The following is a 15,905-nucleotide window of genomic DNA, read 5'->3' on the forward strand; positions in this document are numbered from 1 at the left end:
TATATTTCGACGGGGCAAGCGCCTGACATCCGGAAAGACCATTACACGCGGGACATCAGCGCAACTCAGGCGCGTGCCGCGGCCAGCCAGCGCAGGCCGGCGGACGTGCCTGCCGCGGGCCGGTATTCGCAGCCGATCCAGCCGCTGTATTCCAGCTCGCGCAGCACCGAGAAGATCCAGCCGTAATCCAGCTCGCCGCGGTCCGGTTCCTGGCGCAGCGGCACCCCGGCGATCTGCACGTGGCCGACCCGCCCGGTGGGCAGGTACTGGCGCAGCTTGGCGGTGACATCGCCTTCGACGATCTGGCAGTGGTAGAGATCCATCTGCACTTTCAGGTTGGGCGCGTTGACGGCCTGCACCACCTGGTGCGCCTCGTCCTGCCGGTTCAGGAAGTAGCCGGGAATGTCGCGGGTATTGATGGGTTCGATCAGCACGGTCACGCCCGCCGAGCGCGCCTGGCGGGCAGCCCAGTCCAGGTTCTCGCGGTAGCAATCGAGCAAGGCGGCGCGTTCGGCGCCTTCGGGCGCCAGGCCCGCCATGACATGGACCTGCGAGCAGGCCAGCGCGGTGGCATAGCTCAGCGCCTGTTCGATGCCGGCGCGGAATTCGTCCTGCCGGCCCGGCAGCGCGGCCAGTCCGCGTTCACCACGCGAAGCCACGCCGGGCGGCGCGTTGAACAGCACTTGCGACACGCCGGCGGCGTCCATGCGCTCGCGCACGAAGGCGGCCGGCGCCTCGTAGGGGAACATGCATTCCACGCCCGCGTAACCGTCGGCGGCGGCCGCCGCGTAGCGGTCCAGGAAGGCGTGTTCCGTGTACATCATCGACAGGTTGGCGGCGAATTTCAGCATGGCGTTTTCCGTGACGGGCAGCATGCCTGGAAATTAGCACACCTGCCCGCCGCGGCGGCCCTGCCGCGCGCCTGTCAGCCCTGCGCACCCGATGGGCCACGCAGGGTTCCGTCAGGCTCAGTACGTCAGGCGCACGCCCAACATCACGCTGCGGCCAGGCAGCGGCGCCACCGACGAGATGAACGACGCGTGGTTGTAAGCCAGCTTGTTCAGCAGGTTGGTGCCGCGCAGATAGACCTCGTAGCCCGTGGCGGCGTAGCGGCCCCGGTAGGCGACCACGGCGTTGACCAGGTTGTAGCCCGGCGTGCTGTTCTCGTAGGACGCGATGTCCTTTTGCGAGAACACGCGTGCGTACTCCAGGCCGCCCGACCACGCTTGCCACTTCACGTTGCCCCGCACCCCGGCACGCGCCGCCGGAATGCGCGGCAGGTTGCCGTCGCCGCCGGTCAGCTTGCCGCGCACGTAGTCACCGAACACCGCGGCCGAGAACACCGGCGTGAACTGGTGCCGGATCTCGCCTTCGACGCCGGTGAATTCCGCATCGCGCTGGGTGTATTCGATCAGGCGGAAATCTTCGTAGCGGTCCAGCGTGTCGGCGTAGATGTAGTTCTTGACGCGGTTGTGGAACACGCTGGCCGAGAACGTCGTGTCGCCCGAATGCTTGCGCAGGGTCAGATCGATGTTGTGCGACGTTTCGCGGGTCAGACCGGCATTGCCCAGTTCGTAGGTATTGGTGGCCAGGTGCACGCCGTCCGCATACAGTTCCTGCGCGGTCGGCAGGCGCTGCGAGCGCGACAGGGACAGGGCCACCGAGTACTGCGGCGCGAAGTCCCAGATGGCAGCGGCCGACAGCGACGTGCCCGACAGGCTGCTGCGCGAGGCGCCGCCCGACGGGGAAATGCGCTGCCAGTCCTGGCGGGCGCCGACCTCGAAGCGCCAATCGTTCAACTGGTATTCCTCGAGCACGAACAGGCCATTCGAACGCGTGCGGCTGCGCGGCAGGAAGGCTTCTTCGCCATCGGCGCGGAAGTCGCTGTAGGCGTTCTGCAGGCCGACCACGCCGCGCCAGCCGGCGATCGGCTTGTGCTGCAGCTCCACGCGCAGGTCATAGCCCTTGTTCTTGAAGCGGGTGCCAACCTGGCCGCCTTCGATTTCCTCGTGCTGGTAGTCGGTCAGGCCGCCACGAAAGCGGATCTTCTCGAAACCGGCAAAGGGATCCTGGTATTCGGCGCGCAGGTCGACGCGGTCGCTGCGCAGCTTCACGTAGGGCACGCCGCCATGCTCGTGGTCATGGTCGTGGTCGTGGCCCGCTTCTTCGTCGCCGTGATCGTGGTCATGGCCGCCGCAGTGCAGGTGCGTGCCGTGCGGGTGGCAGCCTTCGTATTCGTGGTTGTGGCCGGGCAGGCCGTACTTGCTTTCCAGGTGGGTGAACGCCAGGCCGACGTAGCCGCGCGGCGTGATCCACGACAGGCCGACCGAACCCTGGGTGGATTCGCTGTACGAGCCGGCCAGCTTGCCGCCCGGCCAATCCGGCACGTCATAGTCGCTGGTGCGGCGCTTCATGCCTTCCACCCGCACCGCGAACTGGCCTTCGCCGGCCGTGATGCCGATGGCGCCCGCGCGTTCCTTGGTGCCGGTGGCGCCGCGCAGCTCGCCTTCCATTTCGATGCCCTTTTCCGGCACGGCCGTGGGAATCTTCTTGTCGACCACGTTGACCACGCCGCCGATCGCGCCACCGCCGTACAGCAAGGTGGCCGGGCCGCGCAGCACCTCGATGCGCTCGGCCAAGAGCGGTTCGACGGTCACCGCGTGGTCCGGCGAAATACCGGACGCGTCCATCACGTCGGACCCATCGGACAACACCTTCACGCGCGGCGCGGTCTGGCCGCGGATCACCGGCCGGCTGGCGCCGCCGCCGAAGGTGTCGCTATTGACACCCGGCAGGCTCTTGAGCGATTCGCCCAGGGTGCCGGCGCGGCGCTCGATCAATTCATCGCCTTCCAGCACGGAAGCCGGCAAGGTGGTGCTGTTCAGGTCCAGCCCCAGCGGATTGGCCGACACCGTGATGGGCGCCAGGGTCTTGGCGCGGGCGGGGTCCGCTTCGGTTTCGGCCTGCGCCATCGGCGCGGCCAGCATCAGAGAACACATCAAGGGCTTGAGCGCGCTTTTGCGGCCTGCCCGCCGCCCCGCGGCCTTGCCGCCTCCTCGCTTGCCGTCTGCCCGTGCAATCCCCAGCGTTTTGCCTTTCATCGTCACTCTCTTGGATGTTATATCATTACAAATAGCTGAAGGATGATATAACATTCTGAAAGTAAATCAAGCCGATCCGAAAGGATCGGCCGATACCGCGTCAGGCCATCACGCGCTCAGGTGCCCGCGCCTTCCAGCCCGGACAACGCTTGCAGCACCGCCACGCGGCTTTGGCCCAGCACCGCACCGTGCCAGTCTGGCGCATCGCAATAGAAAGCTTCCAGCGTGGCCTGCAGAATCGCATCGCGCTGCGCGGCATCCGCGTCGGGGTGCGCACGCAGCCAGTTGCGCCCGCGCAGCGCGTCCACCACGTCTTCGGACGGCAGCGTGCCGAATTCCAGCGCCATCAAGGTCGGCACCGACGCCGGGCAGGCGTCGTAGACCAGGCCGGCCAGATGGCCGGTGATGTCCACCGACGCCGACGTGCCCTGGTACGGCACCGCGATGTCGGCGCCCCACCAGCGGCGGGCGCGCGCCACTTCGGCCTCGTCGCGCCGGCCCGCGTAGATCTTCTCGCCATGCCCGCGCGGCCCCAGCCCCGTATGCACGTCGATCCAGCCGATCTGCGCGTAGCGCGCGGCGTGCTCGGCCAGGATGCGCCGCAGGTTCAGCAGCGACGCGGCGGGACGATCGCCGCCGTAGAACAAGCCATCCGCATGGGTGTATTGGCCGCGCGTGACCGCCTGCTTGAACGCCGGCAGGCCGTGTTCGGCGATATAGCTGCCGATCTGCGCGCGGTTGGTGTCGTTTGCCGGCCACTGCGCGGGCAGCAGCAGATCATGGATCTGCGCATAACCCGGGTTGGCGGGCAAGGGCTGGGCGCCGAAGGGCTGCGCGTTGCGGTTCAGGTCGACATTGCCTTCGTCGGTGCGGGCGATCCACGAAAAACCATGCGGATTCACGGCGTGCACCAGCAGCAGCGCCACGCCGGCTGCGCGGGCGCGCGCCAGCATGTCGGCGTCGTCCAGCAAGGCCAGCTGGCAACCCGAGCCACAGAAGCCTTCCACGCCATGGGTGGCCGACGTCATGATCAGCAGCCGTTCGGCGCGCGGATCGCCGATCAGCGCCACATCGGTGGCCAAGGCCTCGCCCTCGCGGCCCTTGGGCTCGATGGCATACGACGCGAAGTGCGCGGCCAGCGGCCGGGCCGCGGCGGCAAAGCGTTCGCGCGCCTGGGCGTAGCTGCGGGAAAAATAAGGGGTTGCGGATTGCATCAGGTCTCCTGGTTGTCGATATCGTCGCCGGTGCGGTCGCGTATCCAGAACAGCACCACCGTGGAAATCGCCACCGCCACCATCAGGTACCAGGCGGGGGCCATGGGGTTGCCCGTCACGTGCAGCAGCCAGGTCACGAAGAACTGGGCGAAGCCGCCGAAAACGGAAATGCCCAGTCCGTACACGACCGACATGCCGGTCGTGCGCACGGACTTCGGGAACAGCTCGGGCAGCATGGTGATGCCCGGCGCCGATTGCAGCGCCAGCAGCACCGACAGCAGCGCAACCACGATCATCAGGCGCGCGCTGCTGGGTTCGGCCACCAGCCACTGAAAGCACGGCAGCAATACCGCCACCGTCACCACGCGCGACCAGAAGATCACCCGCTTGCGCCCGACTCGGTCGGCCAGCATGCCGACCAGCGGCGCACAGAAAAAGCCGACCGCGCCCACCACCACGCTGGCCGACAATGTGGAAGTCGCGGGCAACCCCAATTCGCGGTGCGCATAGGCGGGCATGTAGAAGCCGATGATCTGCGCGCACACCATGCCGCCGATCATCAGCAGGATGCCCTTGGCGACCTCGGCCTTGTGTTCGGCGAAGATGCGGCGCAGCGGCTGGTGGCCGGAGGCGCGGGGCCGGTCCGGTGCATCCTGGGGGGTCAGCGTCTCTTCCAGGTTGCGGCGAATGTATGCGCCCACCGGCACGGTCAGGATGCCGATCACGAAGGGCAGGCGCCAGCCCCAGGCCTGCATCTGCTCGGTGGTCAGCACGGCCGTCAGGCCACCCACCACCAGCGCGCCCAGCGCCACCCCCAGCGACTGGCTGCCGAACTGCCAGCTGGAATAGAAGCCGCGCCGCGAGGCCGGCGCATGCTCGACCAGCAACGTGGTCGACGCGCCGACTTCCCCGCCCGCGGCGAAGCCCTGGATCAGCCGCGCCAGCACCATCATGACCGGGCCGGCCAGGCCCATCTGCGCGTAGGTGGGCGCAGCGGCGATCAGCGCACAGCCCAGCCCCATCAGCCACAGCGTCAGCGTCATGGCGGCGCGGCGGCCGTGGCGGTCGGCATAGGAACCGATCAGCATGCCGCCCACCGGCCGCATCAGGAAGCCCACGCCGAACGTGGCGGTGGTCAGCAGCAGCTGGCCATAGCTGGAGGCCGCCGGAAAGAACAGCGGCCCGATCACCAGCATCAGGAACGTGAAGACGGTGAAGTCGAAGAACTCGAGCGCATTGCCGATGGTGGTGCCGGCAATGACGCGCCGGCGCATGGACGGCGTATGCAGGCTGGGCGCACGGGCGCCGGCTGCGATGGCGATAGACATGTTTTCCCCTTGATGTCCGATCCTCTGGCCGCCAGGCCCTATCCCGGGCGCCGTGCGGTGCTAGTGAATATACGGATGGCCCTTGAAACGCGAAAGACAGTATTTTTGCTGCAGCGATGACTTTTGCTTATATCCCTGTCCCGTGCCTGCCCCGATGAACCTGCGCCAGTTACGCGCCTTCGTGCTGATCGCCGAACACCGCAGCATCCGCGCCGCCGCGCGCGCCCTGTGCGTCACCCAGCCGGCCGCCACGCGCAGCCTGCGCGAACTGGAGCAAAGCCTGGGCGCCGAGCTGGTGCGGCGCAGCGCCAAGGGGGTGGAACTCACCCCCTATGGCGAGGCCCTGCACAAGCGCGCCGTGCTGATCCTGCAGGAGGCCCGGCGGGCGCAGGAAGACATCGACCAGATGCGCGACGGCGAAGGCGGCACGCTGAACCTGGCCATCAGTTCGTCGGCACTGACCGTGCTGCCCGCCGCGCTGGCGGCGTTTCGCGCCCGCATGCCGCGGGTGGCGGTGGCGTTCCACGAAGTGGCGGCGCCCTATAGCCATGAACAGCTGGACGCCGGCCGCTACGACCTGGTGGTGCAGACGGAATACGACGGCGACATCTACGACGGTTTTGCGCGCACCACGCTCTTCACCCTGCCGCTGGTGGTGGGCGCCCGGGCAGACCATCCGCTGCGCCACGCCACCGACCTGGCCGAGTTGCGCGACCTGCTGTGGCTGATGCCGGGCAATACGCAGGCGCCCACCAACCTGCTGCACCTGGCCTACGCGTCGCGCGGGCTGCCCACGCCGACGGACGTGATTCCGTGCCAGTCGATCGCCATCGCGCTGGCAATCCTGGCCCAAAGCGATGCAGTGGGTTTCTTCGTGCGCAACGGCTTTCATCGCGAGCTGGTGCCGCACCCCTTGTGCGTGATGCCGCTGGCGCATCCGCTGCCGGCCGCACGGGTATCGATCCTGACGCGGGCCGAATCGCCGCCGACGCCGGCGGCGCAGTGTTTCATCGATTGCCTGAACGCGGCGCGCGCGGCCGCCTGACGCTGCGGGGTATCATGCAAAGTCCTTCCCAGCCGCCCCCTTCCATGGCGTTTCCCCGACTGCATACGCCCCCCACGCTGACCGACACCGTCGCCAAGCAACTGCGCGCCGAAATCGACGAAGGCCGCGTGCTGCCTGGTGAAAAGCTGCCCACCGAGACCCGCCTGGCCGAACAGTTCGGCGTCAGCCGCACCGTGATCCGCGAGGCCGTATCGCGCCTGCGCCAGGATGGCATCGTCGAGGCGCGCCAGGGCAGCGGCGTGTTCGTCACGGCGCAGGGCGGCAACCGCGCGCTGCGCATCGATGCGACCGAGCTGTCGTCACTGGACGCGGTGCTGCACATCGTGGACCTGCGCCGCGCGCTGGAAACCGAGATCGCGGCCCAGGCCGCCGCGCAGCGCAGCAAACGCGACCTGACCGCCATCGACAACGCGCTGGCGGCCATTTCGCAGGCGGTCGAGAACGGCGGCGACGGCGTCAAGGAAGACGTGGCGTTTCATCGCAGCATTGCGCGGGCCACCGGCAACCCGTATTTCCTGACGACGCTGGCGTTCGTCAGCCAGTTCCTGGAAGCCGCCACCCGCGTCACGCGCGGCAACGAAGCCCGCCATGCGGACCTGATGCGCGCCGTGCTGCAAGAACACCAGGCCATCGTCGACGCCATCCGACAGCAAGACGTGGAAGGCGCGCGCGAGGCGGCGCGCGTTCATATGGTCAATGCGGCCAAGCGGCTGCGGCAGGCGTACCGCTAGCCGTCCAGGGTTCATCTCGCGGGCTGCGGCCGTGCAACGGGCGCACGCCCTATCGCATTCCCTATCGCGTTCCCTATTGAAAGGCCCGCGTAAAGAAGTCCGCACCGCCGAAATTGCCGGACTTCAAGACGACGCTCATCCGCGCCCGTACCGCCTGGGCATGGCCGGCGCACCAAGGCACGCCCGGATCGATCTGCTCGCCGATGGCCAACTGCGTCAGCCCCAACGCCTGCACCACCGCCCCCGACGTCTCGCCGCCCGCGACGATCAACTGGCGCACGCCCTGCGCCGCCAGGCCTTTCGCGATCTGCGCCAGCGCCGCTTCGATCAGCGCCCCGGCGTGCGGGGCGCCCAGTGCGGCTTGCGTCGCTTGGACGGCGGCGGGCCGGGCGGTGGAATAGATCAGCACCGGTCCGTCCGCCAGCCGCGGCGAGGCCCAGGCCAGGGCCTCGGCCACGACCGCCGCGACGCCGCCATCGGCCGCGATGCGCAAGGGGTCCAGCGCCAACGCCGGCCTCCCGGTATCGATAAAGGCGGCGACCTGCCCCTGGGTGGCGGTGGAGCAACTGCCCGCCACCACGGCCTGCAAGCCGGGTTCGCGCACCAGGCCGGCCGCCGCGCCCGCGGCCAGGCCCCAGTTGGCCGGCAGGCCGATGGCCACACCCGACCCGGCCGTCACCAATGGCATGCCCCGCAACGCCGGGCCCAGGGCCAGCAGGTCATCGTTGGAAATCGCGTCCACGATGGCGATCTGCACGCCCTCGGCTTGCAGTGCGCCGATGCGCGTGCGGATGGCGTCGCTGCCCCGCGCCACCACCGTGTAGTCGATCAACCCGACACGGCGCCGCGTCTGTGCGGACAGCACGCGCACGAGATTCGGGTCGGTCATCGGCGTCAGCGGGTGGTTCTGCATGCCCGATTCGTTCAGCAGCACGTCGCCCGCGTACAGATAGCCCTTGAACACCGTGCGCTTGTTGTCCGGAAAGGCGGGCGTGGCGATGGTGAAGGGAGTATCAAGCGCCGTCATCAAGGCGTCGGTGACCGGCCCGATATTGCCTTGCGGCGTGCTGTCGAACGTGGAGCAATACTTGAAATAGATCTGCTCGGCGCCCTGCTCCCGCAGCCACGCCAATGCCGCCAGCGACTGCGTCACGGCCTCGGCAGGGTCGATCGTGCGCGTCTTCAGCGCCACCACCACGGCATCAGCGGGAGCGTCCAGCGGGGCAAACGGCACACCAATGACCTGTACTGTGCGCATGCCGGCGCGCACCAGGTTGTTGGCCAGGTCGGTGGCTCCGGTGAAGTCATCGGCAATGCAGCCCAGCTTGATCGTCATGGCGACTCCGGCAAGGTGATGCCCGGAAAGATCTTGATGACCGCGCTGTCGTCTTCGCCACCATGCCCCGCGGTCGAGGCCTGCATGAACATCTGGTGCGCGGTGGACGCCAGCGGCAGCGGAAACTTGCTGTGGCGCGCGGTATCGAGCACCAGGCCCAGGTCCTTGACGAAGATGTCCACGGCCGATAGGGGCGTGTAGTCGCCCGCCAGCACGTGCGGCATGCGGTTCTCGAACATCCAGCTGTTGCCCGCGCTGTGCGTGATGACGTCATACAGCGCCTCGGCGTCCACGCCCGCGCGCAGGCCCAGCGCCATGGCTTCGGCCGCGGCCGCAATGTGCACGCCGGCCAGCAGCTGGTTGATGATCTTGACCTTGCTGCCAGCGCCGGCGCGGTCGCCCAGCCGATAGACCTTGCCCGCCATGGATTCCAGCACGTCGCCGCAGGCGGCGTAGGCGGCGGCAGTGCCGGCGGTCATCATCGTCATCTGGCCGGCGGCGGCCTTGGCGGCGCCGCCCGAGATCGGCGCGTCCAGGTAATGAATGCCCAACGCCGCCAGACGGGTTTCCAGCGCGGCCGACCAGGTCGGGGCCACGGTGGAACACATCACGAACACGCTGCCCGGGCGCAGCGTCGACGCGATGCCGCCTTCGCCGAACAGCACGGCTTCGGTCTGCGAGGCATTCACGACTACGCTGACCACGATGTCACAATCGGCCGCCATGTCCGCCAGCGTCGCGCAGGCCACCCCGCCCTGTTCGGCAAACGCCGCGGCCACGCCGGGGCGGATGTCGTAGGCATGCACGCGGCATCCCGCGCGCCGCAGGCTGGCCGCGATGCCCGCGCCCATGGCGCCCAGGCCGATCACGCCGACCGGGCGCGGGGATTGCCTATCTGTGGTCATAGCGTTCCCCGCAGGTCGTCGCCGATATAGGCGCGGATGATATCGCCAAAGCTGGCGTCGCCCGTCAGCCCCAGCTGGGTCGCGCGCGTGGTGTCCCAGCGGCCGGGCCAGCTGCCGACGATGGCCTCGATGCGCGGGTCGGCCTGCCCGCTGATGCGGTCGGCCACGGCATCGCCCGCGATGTCGCGCAGCGCCTGCACCATCTCGGCCACCGTCACCGACACGCCAGGCAAGTTGATCGGCCGGCGGTCTGCCACGGATGCCGCATCCAGCTCGCAGCCCGCGATCAGCGCCTGCACTGCGCGGCGCGGCGACAGCAGCCACAGCCGGGTGTCGGCCCCCACCGGGCACACGGCCGGCTCGCCATTCAAGGGCTCGCGAATGATGCCGCTGGCAAACGACGAGGCCGCCGCATTGGGCCGCCCCGGCCGCACGCTGATGGTGGGCAGGCGCAGCGCCCGGCCGTCGACGAAGCCGCGGCGCGTGTAGTCGGCCAGCAGCAGTTCGGCAATGGCCTTCTGCGTGCCGTAGGAAGACTGCGGATTCAGCGCGGTATCGTCGCGCACCATGTCGGGCAACGCGCCGCCGTAGACGGCGACCGAACTGGTGAAGACCACGCGCGGCCGGTGGCCTCGCAGGCGGCAGGTGTCCAGCAGCACGCGCGAAGCATCCAGGTTGATGCGCATGCCCAGGTCGAAATCGGCCTCGGCCTGTCCGCTGACGATCGCGGCCAGGTGAAAGATCGCGGCGGTGTCGGTATCGATCAACGATTCCAGCACCGCGGGGTCCGCCACATCGCCCTTGACCGAACGCACCCGGGTGTCGTTGATGGCGTCGGTCTGCACGACGTCCAGCAGGTCGATCTGCGTGATGGGTTGGGGCGCCGCACCGCCCAGCGCCAAGCGGCCCTGCTCAAGCAGCTTGCGCGCCAATCGCTGGCCCAGAAAGCCTGCGCCGCCGGTAATCAGTATCTTCATGACTTGCCTCCCGCGAGTGGGGGTTGGGAGTCGCGCGCCCCGAACACCGTGCGCAATTCTTCAATGGCGGCCTCGGACAAGGGCGCCGGCCTGGGGTCGGACATCAGCCACAGGCGCGCCGTGTCTTCCAGTTCTTCCAGCGCGAACGAGGCGTGCGACACCGAGCGTTCCCACACCACCGGCCCCAGCCGTTCGAACAGCACGCCGCGCACTTGCGCCGCCAGCGCCGCCACCTGCGCCGCCGCAACGGGATCGCCCGGCCGGCGATAGGGAATGAGCGGAATGCGGCCCACCTTCATGACCTGATACGGCGTGATCGGCGGCAGCACCTCGTCCGGGCGCCACACGCCGGCCAGCGTCAGCGCCACCAGATGGGTCGAATGCGTGTGCACCACGCCGCGTGCGGCGGGGTCGGCCTGGTAGATGCCCTGGTGCAACGCCAATGTCTTGGACGGCTTGCCCCCCGACACGTGTTGCCCGGCAAGATCGACCTTGGCCAGGTCGGCCGGATCGAGCCGGCCCAGGCACGCATCGGTGGGCGTGATCAGCCAGCCATCGTCGAGCCGGGCGCTGATGTTGCCGGCAGCCCCCACCGTGTAGCCGCGCTGGTATAGGCTGGCGCCGACGGTGCAGATTTCTTCACGGACCTGCGATTCTGATGTCATATGGTCATCATACAAATCTTGCCGAAAATCCCGATAGCGGGATTACCCGGAAAGCCAGACCGCGGGCGAGCGCCCTGAAGACGGCCTTACAGCGAGTATTTGTATTTGCAGTTCAACGTAGCCTTGAGCGGATTGGCGGCGCCTGGCGCCACGGTTACGCCCGGGCGCGGCCCCGACAGCTTGGCCTGGAAGGTGCCCGCCACGTCGCCGTTTTCCTGCTTTTTCACCGTGACGCTGGCCGGCAAGGCGTACAGCGTCAGCGGCCAATCCTCATACGGCGCGACCAGCGTGAAGATTCCCTGCGGAAAATCGGCCACCACATAGCCTGGCTGCTTGTCGATGTCGAACGTCATCTTGGCCCCGACGTAGGTCAGGACCACGTTGAGTTCGTCGGACGAAGGCGATGGCACGACGCCGCGCAGCGCCACCTTGCCGCTTTCCGAGACGCAGGACAGTTCGGCCGGCGCCGAGCCAGCATGGGCAACGCCCGCCAGCAACAGGCCAGACAGGAAGAAGGACGCACGCAGTTTCATGGACCAGGGTTCCTTGTGGCGGCCGGGTCTGCGCTGGCCACCTTCGATGATCGAGCCGCCATAGTAGCGGGCGAACGACGATGAAACCAACGGCTGAATACAACTCGTAATGCCCTGCCCCGCCCAGCCCGGCTAGGATGCCGGCATTGTCCGTACGCTTCCTGGAGAGTCCCCCATGACCGGTTTCCGATCCTTCGCCTGCGCCGCGCTGCTGATGCTGGCGCCTGCCGCCGTTCTGGCCGAGACCGTGACGCTGCAAGCCGAAAGCGCCACCCCCGGCACGGATCAGGTCACGTCGATGCGCTTCGTCGACGTGGTGCTCAAACCCGGCAGCCGCCAGGCCCTGGCCGACTTCACCCGCAACCGCGTGGGCAAGCGCGTGCAGCTGCGTTCGAACGGCGTACTGCTGTCATCGGCCACGCTGCAAAGCCCGCTGGAAGGCGACAGCTTTCGCATCGTCGCAGGCGAACATGGCTTTGCCGGCAAGTCGGCCGAAGAGATCGCCAAGGGCATCATGGCCAGCGACGGGCTGACCGTGGATGACGAAGGCACGGCATCGAGCGACTGGGGTTCCCGGCCAAGCAAGCGCCCTGCCACGCAGGCGCCCGGCACCTGAAGCGGCAACAGCAGGTGGCAACGGGGCCGCTGCGTGGTCAGCGGCAGTCCGTGTCGGGTACGCCTTCCATTTTGACGATCAATGAACGGTCTTCGGCGCAGACGATAGCGCTGCTGACCGTGTCCGATGCCGCGTCGACGTCAGCGATGACCCACACGCTGCCCTTGTCGCCAGACACATGCGCCACGTAGCGTTCGCAACCGTCGTCACGCGAGCAGTGCTGGCCGATGACGCTGTCCTCGCTCAGCTCGATGTCGATCTTCTTGATGTTGCCCACGCGGTCGATCACTGGCGGCATTTCGGACACGCCGGTCTTGAAGGTCGATTCCACCTTGTGGATGGTATAGGCATAGGCCGCCCATGCGCCGAGCGCAAGAACGGCGACGAGGATCAGCAGTCTTTTCAGGTGAACATTCATAGCATTGGATTCCCGGTGGGTTGACAAAGGTCGCCGCGCTTTCAGCGCCAGCCAATGCCCTTGAACGGATTCCAGGTATCCACGCCTTTTATTTCTTTGAGATAGAACTGGTAGTTTGCGGACATCCCCATGAGTATCGAGTACCCCACACCCACGCCGTAGCCAGCCCCTTGAGGCAACACCGCAAGCACGGCCCCCAACAGCACGGTGATGCCGACCAATACCAGCCCCTGCTTCCACAGGCCCTTTACGAAGTAATAGATAAAACCAAAGAAAAAGGCCATGAAGTTGGTCATGAACCAGAATCGCTTGCCGAAAGGCATCGCCTTCAACGCCTGACTGTAAGGACGCGTTCCCGGTGCGCCATGCTGATCAAAGAACTCAAAGCACTCCTTAAATTTTTGGCTATACCCCGCGTACTTTTCCATTGCCGCACCCTCATCTGTTCGTATGAAGCTGCGGATGGTAGGAGATTCAACCCCGCGAAAACCGGCCGTTTTTTCATTGAGGAAATTTCCTAACCCTGAATCGGAAACGTCCTATAAGGGCCCATAACGCCCCCTTCAGGCACTAATCCCGTATGGCTGCCAGGCTGGCCAGCAGGCCCGGCCCCACGGGCTGCCACTGCAGCCGCTCCCGTGTCTTTACGCTTGATGCGGACATGTCATGTCCCGCAAACCGGGCCAGCCAGCCAAAATGCGCGGCCGCTTCGGTTTCCTGCACGCTCACGGCCGGCACGCCGAACCGCTTGCCGATGGCCTGCGCAATCTCGATAAAGGGAATGCAGCCTTCCGCGGTGGCGTGATACCGCGCCCCCGCCACGCCTTTTTCCAGCACCGCCCGGTACAACCGGGCGGTATCCGACACGTGCGCGGCGGACCACGGGTTCGTGCCATCCCCCACATAGGCCGACACGCCTTTTTCCCGAGCCCGCGCGACCAATTCGGTCACCAGGCCCTGTTTTCGCGCATCGTGGATCTGCGACAGACGCACGACCGACACATTGACCCCACGCGACAGCAAGACCTCAGCCGCCAGCTCCGACGCCTTGCGAGGATTGGGATGGTCGGGATTGAAATAGTCTTCGGTGGCAGGCTCGCCCGGCACCGCGACACCCATTGGCGTGGCGGACGTAATGATCAAGGGCCGGGCCGATCCTTGCAGGGCATCCCCCAGGGCCAGAATGACTCGGCGGTCCTTCTCGCAATTGGCGACGAAATGGTCGAAATCATGATCAAACGCCGTGTGGATCACGCCGTCGCAGTCGGCGGCGCCGCGGCGCAGGCCGTCCGGAGCCTCGATCGTGCCCTGATAGACCTCGGCGCCCGCCGCGCGCAACTGTTGCGCGCCCGCTTCCGAACGGGACAGACCCAGCACCTGATGCCCCGCCGCGATAAGTTCCGGCACGATTTTCGAGCCGATGAAACCGGTTGCCCCGGTCAGAAAGATGCGCATGACCGCTCTCCTGGATAGTGAAGCCGCCATCTTGCGGCCAGGCGATATCCAGTTAAAGTAGTGAGCTTATAGGGGTATAAATCTTCACTGGCTCACCATGGCACCTTCTGTCGACAGCCCCCTTGGGGCCTATCTGAAAGATCGCCGAAGCCGGCTCGATCCGGCCACCTTCGGCTTTTCCACCCGCCGCCGCCGCACGCCGGGCCTGCGGCGCGAAGAAGTCGCGCACTTATCGAACATCAGCGCCACCTGGTACACCTGGCTTGAACAGGGTCGGGGCGGCGCCCCGTCGGTCGACGTCTTGAACCGCATCGCCACCGGCTTGATGTTGACCGAACCCGAACGGCAGCATCTGTTCATGCTGGGCCGCGGGCACCCGGCGGACGTCAAATACCAATCCGCCAAAAGCGTCACCCCGCGCCTGCAGCGCTTGCTGGACGCCCTGGAAGTCAGCCCCGCCATCATCCGCACCCCGACCTGGGACGTGGTTGCCTGGAACCGCGCGGCCTGCGCCGTGCTGACCGACTACGGCGCCTTGCCGCCCGAGCAGCGCAACATCCTGCGGCTGGTGTTCTGCAACCCGCGCGTGCGCGGCGCGCAAGACAACTGGGAAGGCATTGCACGCTTTGTGGTGGGCGCGTTTCGCGCGGACGTGATCCGCGCCGGGGCGGCCTCCGAAGCGGCCCAACTGGTCGAGGAACTCAGCCAGGCCAGCCCCGAATTCGCGGCGCTGTGGCGCGACAACGACGTGAGCGCCTACGGTGAAGGCACCAAGCGCCTGCACCATGCGAGCGCCGGGCAGATCGAACTGGAATATTCCGGCTTCTCGGTCGACGGCCGGCCGGACCTGGCGATGGTGGTCTACCACCCCGCCACCGACGCCGATGCCGGCCGCGTCCGCGCACTGCTGGCGTCCCTGCCGCCCCGCCGCGCTGAAGAACCCCGCTAGATCCGCAATAAAACGCCCGATGACGCCGCACCGTGCCCGTACACTCGCACAAGATTCATTGAGCAAGATCATGGTGCTTGCTGCACCGCTTCGAATAGGCTTGAGCGCAACATGAAAGGCAAGTCCGCGTCCACCAGGGATGACTATTTGTTTTCCGATCAGATCGGCCACCTGCTGCGCCGTGTCTATCAACGGCATACCGCACTGTTTCAGCAGTTCATCCCGGACTCGCAGCTGACCGCCGCGCAGTTCGTGGTGCTGTGTTCGGTGCGCGACAACGGCGCCAGTTCGCTGGTCGACCTGGTCAAGTCCACGGTGATCGACCAGGCCACGGTGCGTGGCGTGGTCGACCGGCTCAAGCAGCGCGAATTGGTGCAGGTGGACCACGACCAGCAAGACCGCCGCAAAGTCGTCATCAACCTGACCCCGGCCGGCCACGAACTGGTGCGGCAGATGGAACCCTTTGCCAAGCAGATCACCGAAGGCACTTTCGGCAAGCTCAATCCCGCCGAACGCCTGGCGCTCGTGTTCCTGCTCAAGAAGATGCTGGAGAACGACACAGGGCCCGCCGACGCCGGCCAGGGCGTCGCGCGGGCCCCGTAGTCCCTTGG

Annotated in this window: 17 protein-coding genes; 5 read left to right on the forward strand and 12 right to left on the reverse strand. The window is 67.0% G+C overall.

Annotated features, from left to right (window positions below; all coding sequences use genetic code 11):
- Positions 1 to 65: 65 nt before the first annotated feature.
- From otnI to HV798_RS06190, 4 genes are all read right to left on the reverse strand, one after another.
- Positions 66 to 851: a 2-oxo-tetronate isomerase gene (gene otnI / locus HV798_RS06175; protein WP_175191630.1), complete on the reverse strand. Its 786-nt coding sequence runs from the start codon at positions 849 to 851 to the stop codon at positions 66 to 68.
- A 117-nt stretch (positions 852 to 968) separates the two neighbouring features.
- Entirely contained in the window at positions 969 to 2,987 is a 2,019-nt protein-coding gene (locus HV798_RS06180; RefSeq protein WP_246288601.1) for a TonB-dependent receptor domain-containing protein, read from the reverse strand.
- Positions 2,988 to 3,217: 230 nt separating this feature from the next.
- Positions 3,218 to 4,315: a M14 family metallopeptidase gene (locus HV798_RS06185; RefSeq protein WP_175191628.1), complete on the reverse strand. Its 1,098-nt coding sequence runs from the start codon at positions 4,313 to 4,315 to the stop codon at positions 3,218 to 3,220.
- Positions 4,315 to 5,643, reverse strand: coding sequence for an MFS transporter (locus tag HV798_RS06190; RefSeq protein WP_175191627.1), 1,329 nt, complete (start codon positions 5,641 to 5,643; stop codon positions 4,315 to 4,317). The genes HV798_RS06185 and HV798_RS06190 overlap by 1 nt, the downstream gene beginning before the upstream one ends.
- 142 nt (positions 5,644 to 5,785) lie before the next feature.
- On the opposite strand from HV798_RS06190, the gene HV798_RS06195 reads away from it, so the two are divergent.
- Together HV798_RS06195 and HV798_RS06200 are read left to right on the forward strand one after the other, a co-directional pair.
- Positions 5,786 to 6,688, forward strand: coding sequence for a LysR substrate-binding domain-containing protein (locus HV798_RS06195; protein ID WP_232786556.1), 903 nt, complete (start codon positions 5,786 to 5,788; stop codon positions 6,686 to 6,688).
- A gap of 44 nt (positions 6,689 to 6,732) precedes the next feature.
- Positions 6,733 to 7,440, forward strand: coding sequence for a FadR/GntR family transcriptional regulator (locus HV798_RS06200; protein ID WP_175191626.1), 708 nt, complete (start codon positions 6,733 to 6,735; stop codon positions 7,438 to 7,440).
- A 73-nt stretch (positions 7,441 to 7,513) separates the two neighbouring features.
- On the opposite strand, the gene otnK is transcribed toward HV798_RS06200, so the two are convergent.
- From otnK to HV798_RS06225, 5 genes are all read right to left on the reverse strand, one after another.
- Positions 7,514 to 8,776, reverse strand: coding sequence for a 3-oxo-tetronate kinase (otnK, locus tag HV798_RS06205; protein WP_175191625.1), 1,263 nt, complete (start codon positions 8,774 to 8,776; stop codon positions 7,514 to 7,516).
- Positions 8,773 to 9,681 (reverse strand): L-threonate dehydrogenase, encoded by a 909-nt coding sequence (gene ltnD / locus HV798_RS06210; RefSeq protein WP_175191624.1) that lies wholly within the window; start codon positions 9,679 to 9,681, stop codon positions 8,773 to 8,775. Before ltnD ends, otnK begins: the two co-directional genes overlap by 4 nt.
- Positions 9,678 to 10,658, reverse strand: a complete 981-nt coding sequence (gene denD, locus HV798_RS06215) for a D-erythronate dehydrogenase (protein WP_175191623.1) — start codon at positions 10,656 to 10,658, stop codon at positions 9,678 to 9,680. Before denD ends, ltnD begins: the two co-directional genes overlap by 4 nt.
- Complete coding sequence (otnC, locus tag HV798_RS06220) at positions 10,655 to 11,323, reverse strand: 3-oxo-tetronate 4-phosphate decarboxylase (protein ID WP_175191622.1); 669 nt, start codon at positions 11,321 to 11,323, stop codon at positions 10,655 to 10,657. The genes denD and otnC overlap by 4 nt, the downstream gene beginning before the upstream one ends.
- An 86-nt stretch (positions 11,324 to 11,409) precedes the next feature.
- Positions 11,410 to 11,856, reverse strand: coding sequence for a hypothetical protein (locus tag HV798_RS06225; protein ID WP_025138425.1), 447 nt, complete (start codon positions 11,854 to 11,856; stop codon positions 11,410 to 11,412).
- A 175-nt stretch (positions 11,857 to 12,031) separates the two neighbouring features.
- Between HV798_RS06225 and HV798_RS06230 the strand changes: the two genes are divergently transcribed.
- Positions 12,032 to 12,472 carry a SecDF P1 head subdomain-containing protein gene (locus tag HV798_RS06230; RefSeq protein WP_175191621.1) on the forward strand — a complete coding sequence of 147 codons (441 nt, stop codon included), beginning with the start codon at positions 12,032 to 12,034 and terminating at the stop codon, positions 12,470 to 12,472.
- A 37-nt stretch (positions 12,473 to 12,509) separates the two neighbouring features.
- On the opposite strand, the gene HV798_RS06235 is transcribed toward HV798_RS06230, so the two are convergent.
- From HV798_RS06235 to HV798_RS06245, 3 genes are all read right to left on the reverse strand, one after another.
- A complete protein-coding gene (locus HV798_RS06235) occupies positions 12,510 to 12,890 on the reverse strand; it encodes a hypothetical protein (protein WP_175191620.1) in 381 nt (126 codons plus the stop codon).
- 41 nt (positions 12,891 to 12,931) lie between these two features.
- Complete coding sequence (locus HV798_RS06240; RefSeq protein WP_175191619.1) at positions 12,932 to 13,318, reverse strand: DUF2628 domain-containing protein; 387 nt, start codon at positions 13,316 to 13,318, stop codon at positions 12,932 to 12,934.
- Between the two features lie 142 nt (positions 13,319 to 13,460).
- Entirely contained in the window at positions 13,461 to 14,345 is an 885-nt protein-coding gene (locus HV798_RS06245) for an SDR family oxidoreductase (protein WP_175191618.1), read from the reverse strand.
- A 97-nt stretch (positions 14,346 to 14,442) separates the two neighbouring features.
- Here HV798_RS06245 and HV798_RS06250 point away from each other — a divergent pair, with 97 nt between their 5' ends.
- Positions 14,443 to 15,294, forward strand: coding sequence for a helix-turn-helix transcriptional regulator (locus HV798_RS06250; RefSeq protein ID WP_175191617.1), 852 nt, complete (start codon positions 14,443 to 14,445; stop codon positions 15,292 to 15,294).
- A gap of 111 nt (positions 15,295 to 15,405) precedes the next feature.
- Positions 15,406 to 15,897 (forward strand): MarR family winged helix-turn-helix transcriptional regulator, encoded by a 492-nt coding sequence (locus HV798_RS06255; protein ID WP_175191616.1) that lies wholly within the window; start codon positions 15,406 to 15,408, stop codon positions 15,895 to 15,897.
- The last annotated feature ends 8 nt before the right edge of the window (positions 15,898 to 15,905 follow it).

Origin of the sequence: Achromobacter deleyi, assembly GCF_902859705.1 — a bacterium.
Lineage (GTDB): Bacteria > Pseudomonadota > Gammaproteobacteria > Burkholderiales > Burkholderiaceae_B > Achromobacter > Achromobacter deleyi.